The 15,399-nt window shown below is 49.9% G+C and carries 13 protein-coding genes; 8 read left to right on the top strand and 5 right to left on the bottom strand.

The features are described 5' to 3' along the window. Positions 1–106 precede the first annotated feature (106 nt). The 3 genes from rep to FXF61_RS14250 all read left to right on the top strand — a co-directional run bounded on the left by rep (position 107) and on the right by FXF61_RS14250 (position 5,287). The gene (rep, locus tag FXF61_RS14260; protein ID WP_151185874.1) at positions 107–2,116 is read left to right on the top strand and encodes a DNA helicase Rep; all 2,010 of its coding nucleotides are present in this window, start codon (positions 107–109) and stop codon (positions 2,114–2,116) included. Positions 2,117–2,138: 22 nt separating this feature from the next. Next, positions 2,139–3,374 (top strand): multidrug effflux MFS transporter, encoded by a 1,236-nt coding sequence (locus FXF61_RS14255; protein WP_306108669.1) that lies wholly within the window; start codon positions 2,139–2,141, stop codon positions 3,372–3,374. A 146-nt stretch (positions 3,375–3,520) separates the two neighbouring features. After that, positions 3,521–5,287 carry an SLC13 family permease gene (locus FXF61_RS14250; RefSeq protein ID WP_151185872.1) on the top strand — a complete coding sequence of 589 codons (1,767 nt, stop codon included), beginning with the start codon at positions 3,521–3,523 and terminating at the stop codon, positions 5,285–5,287. 123 nt (positions 5,288–5,410) lie between these two features. On the opposite strand, the gene FXF61_RS14245 is transcribed toward FXF61_RS14250, so the two are convergent. From FXF61_RS14245 to ftsY, 5 genes are all read right to left on the bottom strand, one after another. Next, positions 5,411–6,118, bottom strand: coding sequence for an SDR family NAD(P)-dependent oxidoreductase (locus FXF61_RS14245; protein WP_151185871.1), 708 nt, complete (start codon positions 6,116–6,118; stop codon positions 5,411–5,413). A 168-nt stretch (positions 6,119–6,286) separates the two neighbouring features. Then, positions 6,287–7,147: an RNA polymerase sigma factor RpoH gene (gene rpoH, locus FXF61_RS14240; RefSeq protein ID WP_151185870.1), complete on the bottom strand. Its 861-nt coding sequence runs from the start codon at positions 7,145–7,147 to the stop codon at positions 6,287–6,289. Between the two features lie 128 nt (positions 7,148–7,275). Further along, positions 7,276–8,292 (bottom strand): permease-like cell division protein FtsX, encoded by a 1,017-nt coding sequence (gene ftsX, locus FXF61_RS14235; protein WP_151185869.1) that lies wholly within the window; start codon positions 8,290–8,292, stop codon positions 7,276–7,278. Further along, on the bottom strand, positions 8,292–8,960 hold the full coding sequence (gene ftsE / locus FXF61_RS14230; protein WP_151185868.1) for a cell division ATP-binding protein FtsE: 669 nt from the start codon (positions 8,958–8,960) through the stop codon (positions 8,292–8,294). Before ftsE ends, ftsX begins: the two co-directional genes overlap by 1 nt. Continuing rightward, entirely contained in the window at positions 8,957–10,555 is a 1,599-nt protein-coding gene (gene ftsY, locus FXF61_RS14225) for a signal recognition particle-docking protein FtsY (RefSeq protein WP_151185867.1), read from the bottom strand. Before ftsY ends, ftsE begins: the two co-directional genes overlap by 4 nt. 147 nt (positions 10,556–10,702) lie before the next feature. On the opposite strand from ftsY, the gene FXF61_RS14220 reads away from it, so the two are divergent. The 5 genes from FXF61_RS14220 to FXF61_RS14200 all read left to right on the top strand — a co-directional run bounded on the left by FXF61_RS14220 (position 10,703) and on the right by FXF61_RS14200 (position 15,397). Then, entirely contained in the window at positions 10,703–12,043 is a 1,341-nt protein-coding gene (locus FXF61_RS14220; RefSeq protein ID WP_151185866.1) for a pitrilysin family protein, read from the top strand. Then, complete coding sequence (locus FXF61_RS14215) at positions 12,040–13,503, top strand: pitrilysin family protein (RefSeq protein WP_151185865.1); 1,464 nt, start codon at positions 12,040–12,042, stop codon at positions 13,501–13,503. The genes FXF61_RS14220 and FXF61_RS14215 overlap by 4 nt, the downstream gene beginning before the upstream one ends. Further along, positions 13,503–14,093 carry a 16S rRNA (guanine(966)-N(2))-methyltransferase RsmD gene (gene rsmD, locus FXF61_RS14210; RefSeq protein WP_151185864.1) on the top strand — a complete coding sequence of 197 codons (591 nt, stop codon included), beginning with the start codon at positions 13,503–13,505 and terminating at the stop codon, positions 14,091–14,093. Before FXF61_RS14215 ends, rsmD begins: the two co-directional genes overlap by 1 nt. Positions 14,094–14,164: 71 nt before the next feature. Beyond that, positions 14,165–15,058 carry a lysophospholipid acyltransferase gene (locus FXF61_RS14205; protein WP_151185863.1) on the top strand — a complete coding sequence of 298 codons (894 nt, stop codon included), beginning with the start codon at positions 14,165–14,167 and terminating at the stop codon, positions 15,056–15,058. A gap of 69 nt (positions 15,059–15,127) precedes the next feature. Continuing rightward, entirely contained in the window at positions 15,128–15,397 is a 270-nt protein-coding gene (locus FXF61_RS14200) for a PilZ domain-containing protein (RefSeq protein ID WP_151185862.1), read from the top strand. Positions 15,398–15,399: the final 2 nt, after the last annotated feature.

The following is a 15,399-nucleotide window of genomic DNA, read 5'->3' as shown; positions in this document are numbered from 1 at the left end:
ACTGCAAGAGAAAACAGCCTGACTGGCCGAGCAAGTCGATGGCAACTCATCCGCGTTATAGCACTTCAATGCTAGAATAGTGACTTTATACAATTCTGGTTTGTTCATGTCTAAGCTTAACCCTCGCCAACAAGAAGCAGTCAATTACATCAGCGGTCCAATGCTGGTGCTGGCCGGTGCTGGCTCGGGTAAAACCAGTGTGATCACCCGTAAAATCGCGTATTTAATTCAGCACTGCGGCATCTCCGCGCGGCACATTGTTGCAGTAACCTTTACCAACAAAGCTGCGCGCGAAATGAAGGAGCGGGTGTCATCTTTATTGCGCGGTGCCGAAGGCCACGGCTTAACTGTCTCCACCTTCCATAATTTAGGTTTAAATATCATCCGCCGCGAGCATGCGTTGCTCGGCTATAAGCCCGGTTTCTCAATCTTTGATGATTCTGACGTAAAAAATTTACTCAGCGATATCATGCAAAAAGAATACGCTGGTGATGATGGCGTTGATGAAGTAAAAAATATCATCAGCAAGTGGAAGAATGATTTAATTCTACCCGAACACGCTTTAGAGCTGGCGCGCGGTGCTAAAGAGCAAACGGCTGCGATTGTTTACAGCCATTACCAACGCACCCTCAAGGCATACAACGCGGTGGATTTTGACGACTTAATTTTTCAGCCGGTCAAACTCTTCCAAAACCATCCCGACGTGCTAGATAAATGGCGTAATCGTATTCGCTATATGCTCGTTGATGAATACCAAGACACCAACACCAGCCAGTATTTGTTGGTTAAACTGCTGGTCAAAGAGCGTGCGCAGTTCACCGTCGTGGGTGATGATGACCAATCCATTTACGCGTGGCGCGGTGCACGGCCAGAAAACCTGATGCAGCTTAAAGAGGACTTCCCCTCGCTAAAAGTCGTGATGCTGGAGCAGAATTACCGCTCCACCGGCCGCATCCTTAAATGCGCCAATATTCTCATCTCTAACAACCCGCATGAGTTTGTTAAAGAGCTGTGGAGTGATATGGGCCACGGTGATGAGATCCGCGTGATTCGTTGCCGTAATGAAGATGCTGAAGCGGAGCGCATTGCTATGGAGATTCTTACCGAGCACATGCGCACGCAGCGCCCCTACAGTGATTTTGCTATTTTGTACCGCGGCAACTACCAAGCCAAAATCATGGAGCTGAAGCTGCAAGTGCATAAAATCCCCTATCGTTTATCTGGGGGTACCAGCTTTTTTGGCCGCCAAGAAGTTAAAGACTTGATGTCGTACTTTCGCTTATTGGTCAATCCAGACGATGACAATGCCTTACTGCGTGTGATCAACGTGCCGCGCCGTGAAATCGGCTCAGCCACCCTAGAAAAACTCAGCGGTTACGCAACAGAGCGCAAAATATCAATGTATGAAGCCTGCGCAGAAATCGGTTTAGGTGAGCACTTAAGTGCGCGCTACACTGAGCGTTTAGCGCGCTTTAAGCACTACATGGATAAGCTGCGCCAGCGCTGCTTTAGTGAAGACCCCATCGATGCACTGAAAGAAATGATTGTCGACATTGATTACGAAAACTGGATCAGACAAAACAGCGCCAGTGAAAAAGCCTGTGAATATCGGATGAGTAATGTCTGGTTTTTAATTGAAGCATTAAAAAGTACCTTAGAGCGTGACGACGAAGGCGAGATGAGCATCGAAGAGGCCATCGCCAAACTGGTGTTACGCGATATGCTCGAGCGCCAAGAGGACGATGAAGACGGTGCTGAAGGCGTGCAAATGATGACCTTGCATGCCTCCAAAGGCTTGGAGTTTCCTAGCGTTTATATTATGGGTATGGAAGAAGAAATACTGCCGCACCGTTCCAGTATTGAAGCCGATACCATCGAAGAAGAACGCCGTTTGGCCTATGTCGGCATCACCCGTGCACGGCGCAATCTGACCTTTACCTTTGCCAGCAAACGCAAACAATACGGTGAAATCATCGACTGCACCCACAGCCGTTTTCTTGATGAATTACCTGCCGATGATCTGCAATGGGAAGGTCTTGAAGAAGCCCCAGTCGAGGTTAAAGCCGCACGCGGTAATAACGCGCTTGCTGGGATTCGTGCCATGCTAAAAAAATAACCGATTTGTTTTTTAATTTGTCATAAGGAATAGTGCTATTACTCAAACATTTGCTAAAAAATCTCTCAGTGTACAACTGATTATCCTGCTGGCCTCGCTCAGTGCGCTGGTGGCCGCAGCGATTGATATGTACTTGCCAGCGTTTCCAACGGTTGCCATTAGCTTGGAGATTACCCCAGGACAAGTCCAACAAACCCTGACCATCTTCCTGATTGGCTTAGGGATTGGCCAAGGCCTCTATGGGCCTTTTTTAGACCGCTTTGGCCGACGACCACCGCTATTGATTGGCATCGGCTTATTTACCATCGGTTCATTGGCCGCAGCAATGTCCACCAGTTTTGAAGGCCTTTTGCTGGCGCGTTTTTTACAAGCGCTGGGCGCAGCAGCAGGCTCAGTGGCCTCACGGGCCGTCGTCACCGACACCTGCGACCCACAAAGTTCGGCGCGTATTTACTCCATGCTGATGCAAGTGATGATGATCGCGCCCATCACTGCGCCTATGCTGGGCGGACTGATTTTACTTTACGGTGAATGGCATTTAATTTTCTGGGTACTGGCCTTAATTGGGGTGATCTGTGGCTTATTCACCATACGCCTGCTGCCAGAAACCTTACCGCTGGAACGCCGCGTGCCGCTATCGATGCGCAGTATTGTGCGCAATTACGCCATGCAGCTGAGCAACCCCAGCTTCTTGTTTTACACCTTAGCCACCAGCTGTACCTTGGGCTGCTTGTTTATTTATATCAACAACTCACCCTTTGTCTTTATTGAAATGTTTGCCCTGACACCGACCCAGTTCAGTTATATTTTTGCCGCCAATGCGCTGGTGATGATTGGTATCAGCCAAATCAACTTACGCTTATTAAAGTTTTACAGCGTGACACGGGTGCTGTTTATTGGTCTCGGCGGCTTTATTGTGATTGGCACAGTGCTGCTAAGTCTCGTGCAGCTGGGCTGGGAGGCGCTGTGGAGCTATAGCATCCTGCTGGGCCTCGGCATGGTCATGCTCGGCCTGATTACTGGTAACCTCACTGCGCTCACTATGGCGCACACCCAGCGCCATGCCGGCATTGCTTCCGCGCTGATGGGCTTAATCCAGTTCTTATTGGCAGCAAGCATCGGCTTTGTTGCCAGCATTGCTGCCGCGCCATCACTGTACACACTACCTATCGCGCTGCTGGTGCTCGGTCTTGCCGCTATGGGTCTGTGCCTGATTGGCCGACACTTTGCCCTGCATGCGCCTACACCGGACCCTTAAAATAGCTGCTGTGTGGCGATTGGCATAGCGCACACTTTGATGCTGGGTGTGCTGAGCACAGACAGCAACACACAAAATTGTACATTCACCTTGTTCGATTACTGCTAGGCTGAGCACAGCAGTTAAACATTCTGAGCGAGACACGTATGACCACTGAAATTTCTCTCGTTTTGCTGATTTCACTGGGCGCCATGGTGCTTTTTGTCACCGAGAAGCTGCGCATCGACGCCATTGCCATTCTGGTTTTGGTGAGCTTAACACTGCTTGACCTGATCAGCCCCAGCCAAGCGCTAAGCGGTTTTAGCAACCCCGCCACTATCACCGTCGCCTCTATGTTTATCCTCGCTGCTGGGCTGCAAAACAGTGGTGCCCTTGCCAGTATTCAGAGGCTGCTAGGCGCTGCACACTCGCCACTGCAATTTATGCTGATGCTGTTTGGCTTACTGGCCCTGGTTGCACCTTTCGTCAATAACACTGCCGTGGTCGCAATCTTTATTCCCATCGTGATTGCAGCCAGTTTAAAAGTTGGCCTGTCACCCTCCAAAACCTTGATTCCATTGTCTTACGTTGCACAAATGATGGGCGTTGTGACCCTGATTGGTTCTTCGACCAACCTGCTAGTGAACTCAATCGCTAAGGATTTAGGCCATCCAGGCTTTAGTATGTTTGAGTTTTTACCGCTGGCGGCGATTTGTGCAATCGCCGGCTGCCTGTATCTGCTGACATTGGGGCGCTGGTTATTGCCGGATGTACGCAGCGCAGACTTGGAAAACCTCTATGAATTTGGTCACTATATTAGCGAATTAAAAATCACCGAAAATTCAAAATTACTGGGTGTCACTGTCGAAGAGGCCAAGCTCAGTAAAAATTACAATGTGTATATTCTAGAGTTACTGCGCGATGGCGAAAAGTACTGGTCACCACGTTCAGAAGAGCTGCAAGAAGGCGATATTTTACTGGCGCGTGGCGTATGGTCTGACCTTGAAGCCCTTAAAGATGAGCAAAAGCTGGCATTCAACACACAAACTGATTTCCAACTCAAGGGTCGGAAACAGGAAAAATCAGTCCTTGCAGAGGTGATGATTGCTCCGCAGTCACGCGCAGCTGGACGTCTACTATCCGTATTTAATCGGAGCTGGCGCTACAATGCTTCAGTCATGGGCGTGCAACGGCGTGGACAGGTTGTGCGCAATAAACTGAACAGCTTACGCTTACGCATCGGTGATATTTTGTTGCTGGCTTTGCCAGAAAAAGACTTAACCGCACTGCGTAAAGATAAAAGTGTCATCGTTATTTCTCAACGCGAAGCCACTCAAGAGTATGGCTGGCGCGCCCCCTTTGCCATAGCCACCATGGCCATGGTTGTTATCGTGTCAGCGCTGGGTTGGCTGCCGATAGCCATTTCTGCCCTAACCGGCGCCGTTGCCATGACGCTATCAGGCTGCATTCATGCAGATGATGTCTATGAAAGTACCGACTGGTCGATTGTGATATTAATTGCCGGCCTGTTACCACTCGGTATTGCCATGAGCACTTCAGGTGCTGCACAGTTTTTGGTAGATAATAGTGTTGGTCTCGTCAGCCACTTGGGTCCACATGTAGTACTCGGCGTACTTTACTTAATGGCACTGCTGTTTGGTGAACTGATGAGTAACTCAGCTGCTGCGGTGTTGTTGACGCCAATCGGTTTTTCTACCGCACAGTTAATGGGGGCTGACCCCACGCCGTTTTTGATTGCCATTACCTTCGCCGCCTCTACCAGTTTTATGACCCCAGTGGGTTACCAAACCAACATGATGGTCTACAGCGCTGGCGGCTATAAATTCAGTGACTTTATGAAGGTCGGCTTACCTCTCAATAGCATTTTCTGGCTATTGGGGGTGATCTTTATTCCGATTTTCTGGCCGTTTTGAATGGATGAATAGGCTGGCGCATGATCCTATCAAACTTCAGGCAGTGCGCAAGGCAGGCACCTGTGCCCGCGCGAATACCGCGCACGGGCTTTACCAATATATTCATCTGTGGATTATGGGTATTTAAAATGGCAAAACACTACCATCCCAGTTTAATAATGCACCACTCACCTCTGGCGTTAGCCCAGCGCACACTTTTAATAGTCGCTGAGCGGTCTGCTCGGCAGTTTGTAGCTGTCCGTGGGGAAGATTGCTCTGGAAAGGTTCAGACAGCGGTGTATCAGTGGTGCCAGGGTGCACCGAGACAATAGAAGCGCTTGGATTGAGCCGCCCGACTTCAAGGCTGAGGTTTTTCACTAGCATATTCAGAGCAGCTTTACTCATGCGGTAGCTGTACCAACCGCCCAAATGGTTATCGCTGATGCTGCCCACTTTAGCGCTGAGCACTAAAACTTTAACCTGCAGTGTGCGGGTTAAGTAACGAAACAAACTGCGCAAATACTGCGCAGGGATAATGACATTACTGTGTAAGCGCTGCGCCAGTTGCGCACTATCAAGCTGGCGGATGGTTTTTTCTGGCATCCCGTTGGCATCATGCAGCACACCATTACAGATAAAAATGGTATCAGGCTGATGCTGCAATGCTTGCTCAATACACAGCTGAGCGCTGTCTTCACTTTGCAGTGCATCTTGATAGTGAAACCATGTAACGTCATCTGCAGCCGCTTGTCGACTGATAACACTGACGACTGCACCCTCAGCGCTGCACTGCTGTGCAATGGCTTGACCGATGCGACTACTGCCGCCAATAATCAGAACAGATTGAGTCATCTAAGCACCTAAAGTTTAACGGTATCTGTAGGCTATGCTGTCATCGTAAATAGGCAATTTTGCTGCAGCAAAGCTAAGCAACTTTAGTATTGCTTGAATCATGCTTGGCGTACAAACAAAAAAGACGACTGCTTAGAGTCGCCTTTTTTGTTACCGCAAAGAGATTGATTAGGCAGCAATACTGCCTTTAAGCTTCTTCATGGCATTCTTTTCAAGCTGACGAATGCGTTCTGCAGACACACCATACTGAGCAGCAAGATCATGCAGCGTGACTTTCTCATCAGACAACCAACGCTGCTGCAAAATATCACGACTGCGCTCATCCAGCTCAGCCAGTGCTTCATGCAGGCTGTTACTCGAGTTTTCAGTCTGATCAGTCGCCTCAAGCTGCAAGGCGGGATCATAGCTGTGATCTTCTAAATAGTTCGCCGGTGATCTGTAAGCGCTTTCATCATCTTCATTATCTGACGGGTCAAACGACATATCATGACCGGTTAAGCGACTTTCCATCTCACGCACTTCACGTGCCTCAACACCGAGTGAACCAGCAACGGCGTTAACCTCATCATTGGTCAGCCAAGCTAAACGCTTCTTGTGGCTGCGTAAATTAAAGAACAACTTACGTTGAGCTTTGGTCGTGGCAACTTTAACGATACGCCAGTTGCGTAACACGTACTCGTGAATCTCAGCCTTAATCCAATGCACGGCAAAGGACACTAAGCGCACACCCTTTTCTGGGTTAAAACGCTTCACTGCTTTCATTAAGCCAACGTTGCCTTCTTGAATTAAATCGCCATGCGGCAGGCCATAACCTGAGTAGCTGCGTGCGATATGCACCACAAAGCGTAAGTGAGCCATAACCAATTGGCGTGCAGCATCTAAATCTTGGTGATAATACAGACGCTCACCTAAATCACGCTCTTGCTCAAGTGTTAAGAGCGGAATCGAATTAACAGAGTGTGTGTAAGCTTGCAGGTTTGCGCCTGGGCTTAGCATCTGAGCAGTTTGTAATGCGGTCGTGGTGGTCATTAATATCCTCCAACGGGTGACATATTCTTAAACAATATCATTATATATAAGATAGCAATAACGCCTTAAAGTTCCCTATTCTGCGCTGCAACAATACACGCAAACCCTTATTTCCCAGTAACCTGTTACTAGCGTGGTAACAATTCTCGTAAGTGCCGTGCTACAGCTAACCAAGCAGCGATGTAACCCAGCAATACTGCACCAAGTAGCAATGAAAAGCCATCCTCGAGCGACACACCGGATAAGCTAAACTCACTGCCATACAATTGCGCCAACTGCACAACAGAGGCATTAAGCCATTCTAAGCCAAAGGCCAGCAGCAACCAAGCCAGCACGCCACCGGCTAAACCGTATAAAACACCCATATACAAGAAGGGGCGGCGCACATAACCATCAGTGCCTCCAACCAGTTTAATCACTTCAATTTCAACGCGCCGATTCTCAATATGCAAACGAATGGTATTACCCACCACCAGTAATAGCGCAGCAATCAGCAGCACCGATAATGCAAAAATAAAATGATCACCCATTTGCAAAATAGCGGCTAAACGCTCAATCCACATCAGATCGAGCTGCGCCTGCTCAACCTTTGGCATATTTTTTAACTCATCAAGCAACGCCACTAAGGTGTCTTTATCAATCATTTCAGGGGTGACTAAAATACTGCCTGGCAATGGGTTATCTGGCAGTTCGCGCAAGGCTTCGCCGAGTCCTGAATGCTCTTGAAATTCAGCCAGTGCCTGCTCGCGACTGATCCACTGCGCTTCGGCAACGTGCTCGTGCTCGGCGATTTTATCGCGTAACAACTCGCCGTAGGTGTCACCTGAGTCAAGCTCGAGAAACAGTGAAATTTGCGCGGCACGCTGCCAAGAGCCACCCAATTGACTGACATTTTCTAATAACAACGCCAGTCCCATCGGCAAGCTTAAAGCAACCGCCATCACCAAGCAGGTAAAAAAACTACCCAATGGCTGGCGCACTAAACGACTTAAACTGTCTTTAAAGCTGGCCCGATGATTTTCCAGCCACGCGCGCAGTTGATGACGAAAGCCGCGCGTATCCGATAAAGTCGGAGCAACGGTATGCTTGGCTGTAGCACCAACGCGCTCACCGGGCTGGTTAGGGGTGACACGTCCAGCACTCATTACACTGCCTCCCCATCGCCAATCAAACGGCCACGCTGCAGGGTCAACATGCGTTGACGCATCCGCGCGATCAATGCCAAGTCGTGACTGGCAATTAACACTGTGGTACCAAGCTGATTAATGTCTTCAAACACCGCCATGATTTCTGCCGCAAGACGTGGATCTAAATTACCGGTCGGCTCATCGGCCAGCAATAATGCCGGTTGGTGGACAATCGCGCGAGCAATGCCAACGCGCTGCTGCTGTCCAGTGGACAGATCAGATGGGGCTTGCAAGGCTTTATCTTTTAAGCTGACACGCTCCAGCGCCAAGCTAACCCGCTGATTAATCTCTTCTTGCGGCAAGCCTAAAATGTTGAGCGGTAAGGCCACATTGGCAAACACACTGCGGTCAAATAACAGTTGGTGATTTTGAAAAACCACACCAATCTGGCGGCGCAAAAATGGAATTTGTGAATTGGTAATTTTGGCTAAATCTTGTCCAGCTAGCAACAGCTTACCGCTGGTGGGCCGCTCCATTGCCAACAGCAGTCGTAACATAGTGCTTTTACCTGCTCCGGAGTGACCCGTGACAAACAAAAACTCACCGCGACGCACACGAAAACTCAGCTCATGCAAGCCAACATGCCCATTGGGGTAACGTTTTTCGACCTGCTCAAACCGAATCATTCAGAATCCTTTTCGGCAAACAATGCGCTAACAAAATCATCGGCAACAAAGTCACGCAAATCATCAATGCCTTCACCGACACCAATATAGCGAACGGGAATTGCAAAGTGCTTGGCCAAAGCAAAAATAACCCCACCCTTGGCTGTGCCGTCGAGCTTGGTTAGGGCTAGGCCTGTTACCGGTATGGTTTCATTAAAATGACGGGCTTGGTTGATCGCATTTTGTCCAGTACCCGCATCCAACACGAGCAGCACTTCATGTGGTGCGCTGTCATCGAGTCGGCCCATTACCCGTGCAACTTTGCGTAATTCTTCCATTAAGTTGTCTTTGGTGTGTAAACGCCCAGCAGTATCAGCGATCAACACATCCATACCACGCGATTGCGCGGCTTGTACTGCATCAAAAATCACTGAAGCCGAGTCGGCACCGGTGTGCTGAGCAATCACGGGGATTTTATTGCGCTCACCCCAGACTTGCAACTGCTCAACAGCAGCCGCGCGGAAGGTATCACCAGCAGCCAACATGACTTTTTTGCCGTCTTTTTGCAGGCGTGAAGCCAGCTTACCGATCGTGGTGGTTTTACCTGCGCCGTTGACGCCAACCACTAAGATCACATAGGGCTTTTTCTCAACGGGCACAGTCAGCGGCTGTTCAACAGGACGCAGCAGATCGGCCATTTCACCTTGTAAGGCTTTATAGAGTGCACCGCTGTCAGCCAACTCTTTGCGCGCTACCCGACGGGTTAGGTTGCTCATAATTGCGGTGGTGGCTTCCATACCAACATCCGCCGTCAACAAACGGGTTTCTAATTCTTCCAGCAGATCATCATCAATTTCTTTTTTACCCAAAAACAAGCTGGCCATGCCTTCGCCAAGGCCGGAACTGGTTTTTGCCAAACCCTGCTTTAAGCGAGCAAACCAGCTCAGTTTATTGCCTTGCGGCTTGCTTTGTCCGGCCAAATTGGCCTCAAGCGCGGGTTCAACTGCGGGCTCATCAACAGCTTCGGTGACACTCTCGGTCACAGCAGCTTGTGTTGCTGGTGTTTGCTCTGTTTCTGGCTCTTGTGTTGCTGGTTGCGCTACTGCAGCAACAGGCACAGTAATCTCTCGGCCAGCCGATAACTTAAAGCGCGAAGGCCGCGCCGCCGTAACCTGTGTCGCCTCAGGCATTTGCGCTTTTAGCGCAGCAGCATCTGGCTCTGGCTCTGGCTCTGGCTCTGGCTCTGGCTCTGGCTCTGGCTCTGGCTCAATAATATTGTCCGCGACTGCCTCAAGGCTTTCTGCAACAGACACAGCCTCTTCAGCAACAGGCGCTGATTCATCGAGCGCGGCAGTGGATGCAGACTCTACCTGCGTTTGTGGCTGTTGCGATTGTTCGTCAAGCAGCACCTTTTGCTCGGGCACTGCCGCATCATCGCTAGGCTGTTCTGTTTTTGCCTCAGCTTTCTTTCTGCCAAACCACGAAAACAAGCCTTTTTTGGCCGGTGCTTCTGGTGCTACGTCGGCCTGCGTCTCTTCTGCAGGCACCTCAGATGATAGGGAGTCAGCGCTAGACGCTGGTTGTTTTGCTTTTTTGTCGTCGCCGGAACCAAACATAGAAAAGGCTATCTCAGCAGGTCAGCATATCTGAGGGCATTAAAGTAAATAATAATCAGATATGGTTGTTAATAAAATGATTGCTGTATCCTAACATCCCTAAGCCCTTGGTAGCTAAACTCAGAGCGCAGTTTAAAAGGTTCTCATATGAAAATTTTCTTCAGTTACATCGTACTATTTCTTTCCAGTACGCTTATAACACCGCTAATGGCGCAGACCGCCACCACCGAATTCAGCTTAGACAACGGACTTAAGGTGATTGTTCGCGAAGATCATCGCGCACCGGTCGTGGTCAGCCAACTCTGGTATAAAATCGGCTCCAGTTATGAAACCCCAGGTAGCACTGGTTTAGCCCACGCGCTTGAACACATGATGTTCAAAGGCAGCAGCAAATTAGGTCCAGGAGAGTCTTCACGCATTTTACGCGAGCTAGGCGCTGAAGAAAACGCCTTTACCAGCGATGATTACACCGCCTATTACCAAGTCTTGGCACGTGATCGCTTAGAAGTCGCCCTAGAAATGGAAGCTGACCGTTTGGCCAGTCTAACCCTGCCAGAAGATGAGTTTATTCGTGAAATCGAGGTGATCAAAGAAGAGCGCCGTATGCGCACAGATGATCGGCCCAGCTCATTAGCTTACGAGCGCTTCAAGGCCCTAGCCTACCCTGCTAGCGGCTACCATATCCCTACCATTGGCTGGATGCATGATCTTGAGCGCATGACCATTGCTGATTTACGCGATTGGCATGATCGCTGGTATGCACCCAATAATGCTATTTTAGTGATTGTCGGTGACGTGCAGCCTGATGAAGTCAAAACGTTGGTAGAGCGCCACTTCGCTAAGATTCCCGCACGCCCTATTCCAGCCAGCAAACAACCTTTAGAGCAAGCCGAGCCAGGGCAACGCAGCATCACTTTATACCTTAAAGCCCAGCTGCCCAGTTTAATGATGGGCTTTAATGTGCCCAGCCTCGCCAGTAGCGACAATTCAACGAGCGTGCATGCACTGCGCTTAATCAGCGCCTTATTGGACGGCGGTAACAGCGCACGGCTACCGACCGAGCTGGAGCGCAAGCAAGAACTGGTAGCTGGTGCATCGGCTTGGTACAACGCCTTCTCACGCGGCGACAGTTTGTTTGTGCTATCGGCCGCACCAAATGTACAGAAAGGCAAAACCTTAGCTCAAGTTGAGGCCGGTCTTTGGCAACAACTTAAACTGCTGCAAGATACCCCACCAACCGTTGCCGAGTTGGATCGTGTGCGTGCGCAAGTACTGGCTGCTGAAGTGTATGCACAAGACTCCATCACCAGCCAAGCACAACAAATCGGTCGTTTAGAAAGTGTCGGCCTGTCATGGCGCTTGCAAGACAGCGACTTAGCCACGTTACAGGCAGTGACGCCAGCAGATATTCAAGCCGCCGCTCAGCAGTTCTTTATCCCCACTCGACTAACCACCGCTTATGTGCACCCCGAGGAGGCGCGCCCATGATGTCCCTGCGTATGCTTAGCGCAAGCCTTATCAGCGCTGTATTACTCTTAAATGCTGGCTGCAGCACCTTTGATAGTGCGCAATCAGCTCAGCCTAAACCCGTCGAACAGCGCATCAGCAGCTTAGCCGCACTGTCGAAAAAAGACCCGGTGACGCGCACGCTGGACATTCAACAATGGCACACATCGTCAGGTACTAAAGTGCTGTTTATGGCTGCCCCTGAATTACCGATGTTTGATTTGCGCTTAACCTTTTCTGCCGGTAGCAGCAAAGATGGCAGCACCTACGGTTTAGCCAGCCTGACCAACAGCATGCTCAATGAGGGTACAGGCAGGTTAAATGCAGGTGATATTGCCAGCCAGTTTGAAAACCTTGGTGCACGTTTCTCCAGTGGCTCCTACCGTGACATGGCAGTGGTTAGCTTACGCAGCTTGAGCGACCCCAAGCTTAGCGCGCCAGCGCTAGATCTATTTAGCGAGGTGACGGCAAAGCCCAGCTTCCCAGCCGAATCACTGGCACGGATCAAAAATCAACTGCTGGCCAGTTTCGAATACCAAAAACAAGATCCCAGTAAGCAAGCCTCCTTAGCTTTATTTGAGCAGCTGTATGAGCAGCATCCCTATGCCCACCCCAGTTCAGGTACTGCCGAATCCGTTCCAAATATTGAGCGCCAACAACTACGCGACTTTCACCGCAGCTACTATAGCGCTGAAAACGCACAAATCGCCCTTGTTGGTGATTTAACTCTTGCGCAAGCCAAAGCGATCAGCGAACAGGTGACAGCGCGCTTACCGCGTGGCGCTGCGGCTGCAAGCACAGCTGAGCCACAGGCCACTGCAGCATCACGCACGCATATTGAATTCCCTTCAGAACAAACGCATATCATGCTAGCGCAACTGAGCGTAAAGCGTGGTGACGATGATTACCCTGCACTCTTTTTGGGCAATCAGATTCTCGGTGGTGGCGGCTTTGGTAGCCGCTTAATGGAAGAAGTCCGTGAAAAACGTGGCTTAACCTATGGTATTTATTCAGGCTTTAGCCCGATGCAAGCCACTGGGCCCTTTATGATTAACGTACAAACCCGCGCACAACTCAGTGAGGCAACTTTGCAACTGGTACAAGACTTGTTGCGTGAGTTCATTAACAACGGCCCAAGCGAAGCAGAGCTGGCGAATGCAAAGCGCGAAAGCCTTGGCAGCTTTCCACTCAGCGCCGCCAGTAACTCAGCGATTGTGGGTCAATTGGCCGCCATCGGTTTTTATGACATGCCACTGACTTGGATGAGCGATTTTATGCAAGATCTACAGGCACTCAGTGTTGCCGACGTACATGCTGCCTTTCAACGTCATCTCAACCCAGAGCAATTGGTCATTGTTACTGTCGGCCCAAAGGTTGAGCAGCTGCCCTTGCCTGAACCGGTTGAGCGCGCTGCTCCAGCAGCCGTGGAGCGCCAGCACTGATGGCTAAACGCACAATAAAGCCCGCTCAGCCTAAATCCAGTCAGGTCCGCATTATTGGTGGATTGTGGCGCTCACGTAAAGTGAGTGTGCCGCAGGCGCCTGGGCTACGACCGACACCTGATCGCGTCCGAGAAACCTTATTCAATTGGTTAGCACCCTATGTCCAAGGCGCACGCGTGTTGGATGCGTACACCGGCAGTGGTGCGTTGTTTTTAGAAGCGCTCTCACGCGGTGCCAGTTCAGGCGTGGCGCTAGACTCCAATGCCGATGCAACAAATAATCTACGCGGTAATTTAGCGCTGTTAGCCTGTGAAACTGCTGAGGTGTTACGCGTTGATACCCTGCACTATTTAAGCAGCGAAGCAGAACATGGCTTTGATATCGTGCTGCTCGATCCGCCGTTCCACCAAGATTTACTGCTAAATAGCTGTGAGTTATTAGAGTGCAACAATTGGCTCAACCCATGCGCATGGATTTATACCGAGAGTGAGCAAGCACCCTCAAGTTTGGGCGTGCCGCATACATGGCGCTTACATCGGGAAAAGCATACTGGCCAAGTGTATTACGCACTCTGGCAAAAGACGTCTTAAGCGCTGCTTGCTGACTTAATTCAGCAAATCCAGTAACTTACGTGTTTTAAATAGTGCCATAGGGGTGATATGTGGAATCTTTGAAGGGCAAGCTGGCACTGGGTGTCTTAAAACTGATTGCTTTATTGCCTTGGCGCGGCGTGCAAGCGCTAGGCAACGCAATTGGCTGGTTGATGTGGAAAATACCAAGCCGCTCCCGTGAAGTCGCACGCACCAACCTCAGCCACTGTTTTCCTGAGCTAAACACCACTGAAATTGACCAACTGACTGGGCGTAGCTTAAAAAGCATCGGTAAATCCTTTACTGAAAGCGCCTGCGCATGGATTTGGCCACCAGAAAAGACCTTAAAATACATACGCGAAGTTGAAGGCTTAGAGATTCTAGAAGAGGCTCTGGCCAGCGGCAAAGGCGTGGTTGGCATTACCAGCCATCTGGGTAACTGGGAGGTGCTCAATCACTTTTACTGCGCACAATGTAAACCCATAATTTTTTATCGCCCACCCAAGTTAAAAGCCCTTGATGACTTGCTAAAAACCCAACGTGTACAGCAAGGCAATCGCGTTGCACCCTCGACCCGCGAAGGCATTATTAGTGTCATCAAAGAAGTACGCAATGGCGGCAGCGTCGGCATTCCAGCCGATCCCGAGCCCAGTCGTAGCGCTGGCGAATTTGTCCCTTTCCTTGGTACAACAGCCCTGACCAGCAAGTTTGTCGCCGGTATGCTGGGCGGCAAACAGGATAAAGTCAGTGCAGTTTTTCTGCATGCCATTCGCCTTGCAGACGGCAGCGGCTTTAAAGTTATTTTAGAAGCTGCACCGGACGCGATGTACAGCACTGATACCTATACTTCAGTGAGCGCCATGAGTGATGTACTCGCCAGCTATGTACAACGCTGGCCTGAGCAGTACATGTGGACGATGAAACGTTTCAAAAAACGTCCAGAAGGCGAGCAGTCTTGGTATTAAGATTTCTTGATATCGCAGCATAAGTCAGCTTAAAGTAGGTCGTCAGAATAATTTAATGGACACTGAATTATGACTACAGATATTCGCCAAAGCATTCGGACCTGTATAAATTGCCAGATTAAAATTTGGCATCCACTATTGGGTGAGATTTTTGCAACAACAGAAGACTTGTCCGATGAAGGTGTGCTTATTAATCACCCAGATATCATCAAGCTTAAAATCGGCGATATCGTCAGCGGACAAGTACAAGGCCTACCCATTGAGGCACCCATTCTGCAAATGGAAGTTGTGCGCACCACTACCACCGGCGTTGGCTTACGCTTTTGCCAAGACACTTAGCC

Origin of the sequence: Pseudomonas sp. C27(2019), from assembly GCF_008807395.1 — a bacterium.
Classification (GTDB): Bacteria; Pseudomonadota; Gammaproteobacteria; order Pseudomonadales; family Pseudomonadaceae; genus Denitrificimonas.
Note: the sequence above shows the minus strand (reverse complement) of the source record. Positions and strands in the feature narration are given on the sequence as shown.

Bases quoted from the DNA above. Each gene is read 5' to 3' on its own strand.
- FXF61_RS14250 (WP_151185872.1), top strand. From the start codon at position 3,521: ATGACCACTGAAATTTCTCTCGTTTTGCTGATTTCACTGGGCGCCATG.
- rsmD (WP_151185864.1), top strand. From the start codon at position 13,503: ATGGCTAAACGCACAATAAAGCCCGCTCAGCCTAAATCCAGTCAGGTC.
- FXF61_RS14220 (WP_151185866.1), top strand. From the start codon at position 10,703: ATGAAAATTTTCTTCAGTTACATCGTACTATTTCTTTCCAGTACGCTT.
- ftsX (WP_151185869.1), bottom strand. From the start codon at position 8,292: ATGAGTGCTGGACGTGTCACCCCTAACCAGCCCGGTGAGCGCGTTGGT.
- rep (WP_151185874.1), top strand. From the start codon at position 107: ATGTCTAAGCTTAACCCTCGCCAACAAGAAGCAGTCAATTACATCAGC.
- ftsY (WP_151185867.1), bottom strand. From the start codon at position 10,555: ATGTTTGGTTCCGGCGACGACAAAAAAGCAAAACAACCAGCGTCTAGC.
- FXF61_RS14200 (WP_151185862.1), top strand. From the start codon at position 15,128: ATGACTACAGATATTCGCCAAAGCATTCGGACCTGTATAAATTGCCAG.
- FXF61_RS14215 (WP_151185865.1), top strand. From the start codon at position 12,040: ATGATGTCCCTGCGTATGCTTAGCGCAAGCCTTATCAGCGCTGTATTA.
- rpoH (WP_151185870.1), bottom strand. From the start codon at position 7,147: ATGACCACCACGACCGCATTACAAACTGCTCAGATGCTAAGCCCAGGC.
- ftsE (WP_151185868.1), bottom strand. From the start codon at position 8,960: ATGATTCGGTTTGAGCAGGTCGAAAAACGTTACCCCAATGGGCATGTT.
- FXF61_RS14245 (WP_151185871.1), bottom strand. From the start codon at position 6,118: ATGACTCAATCTGTTCTGATTATTGGCGGCAGTAGTCGCATCGGTCAA.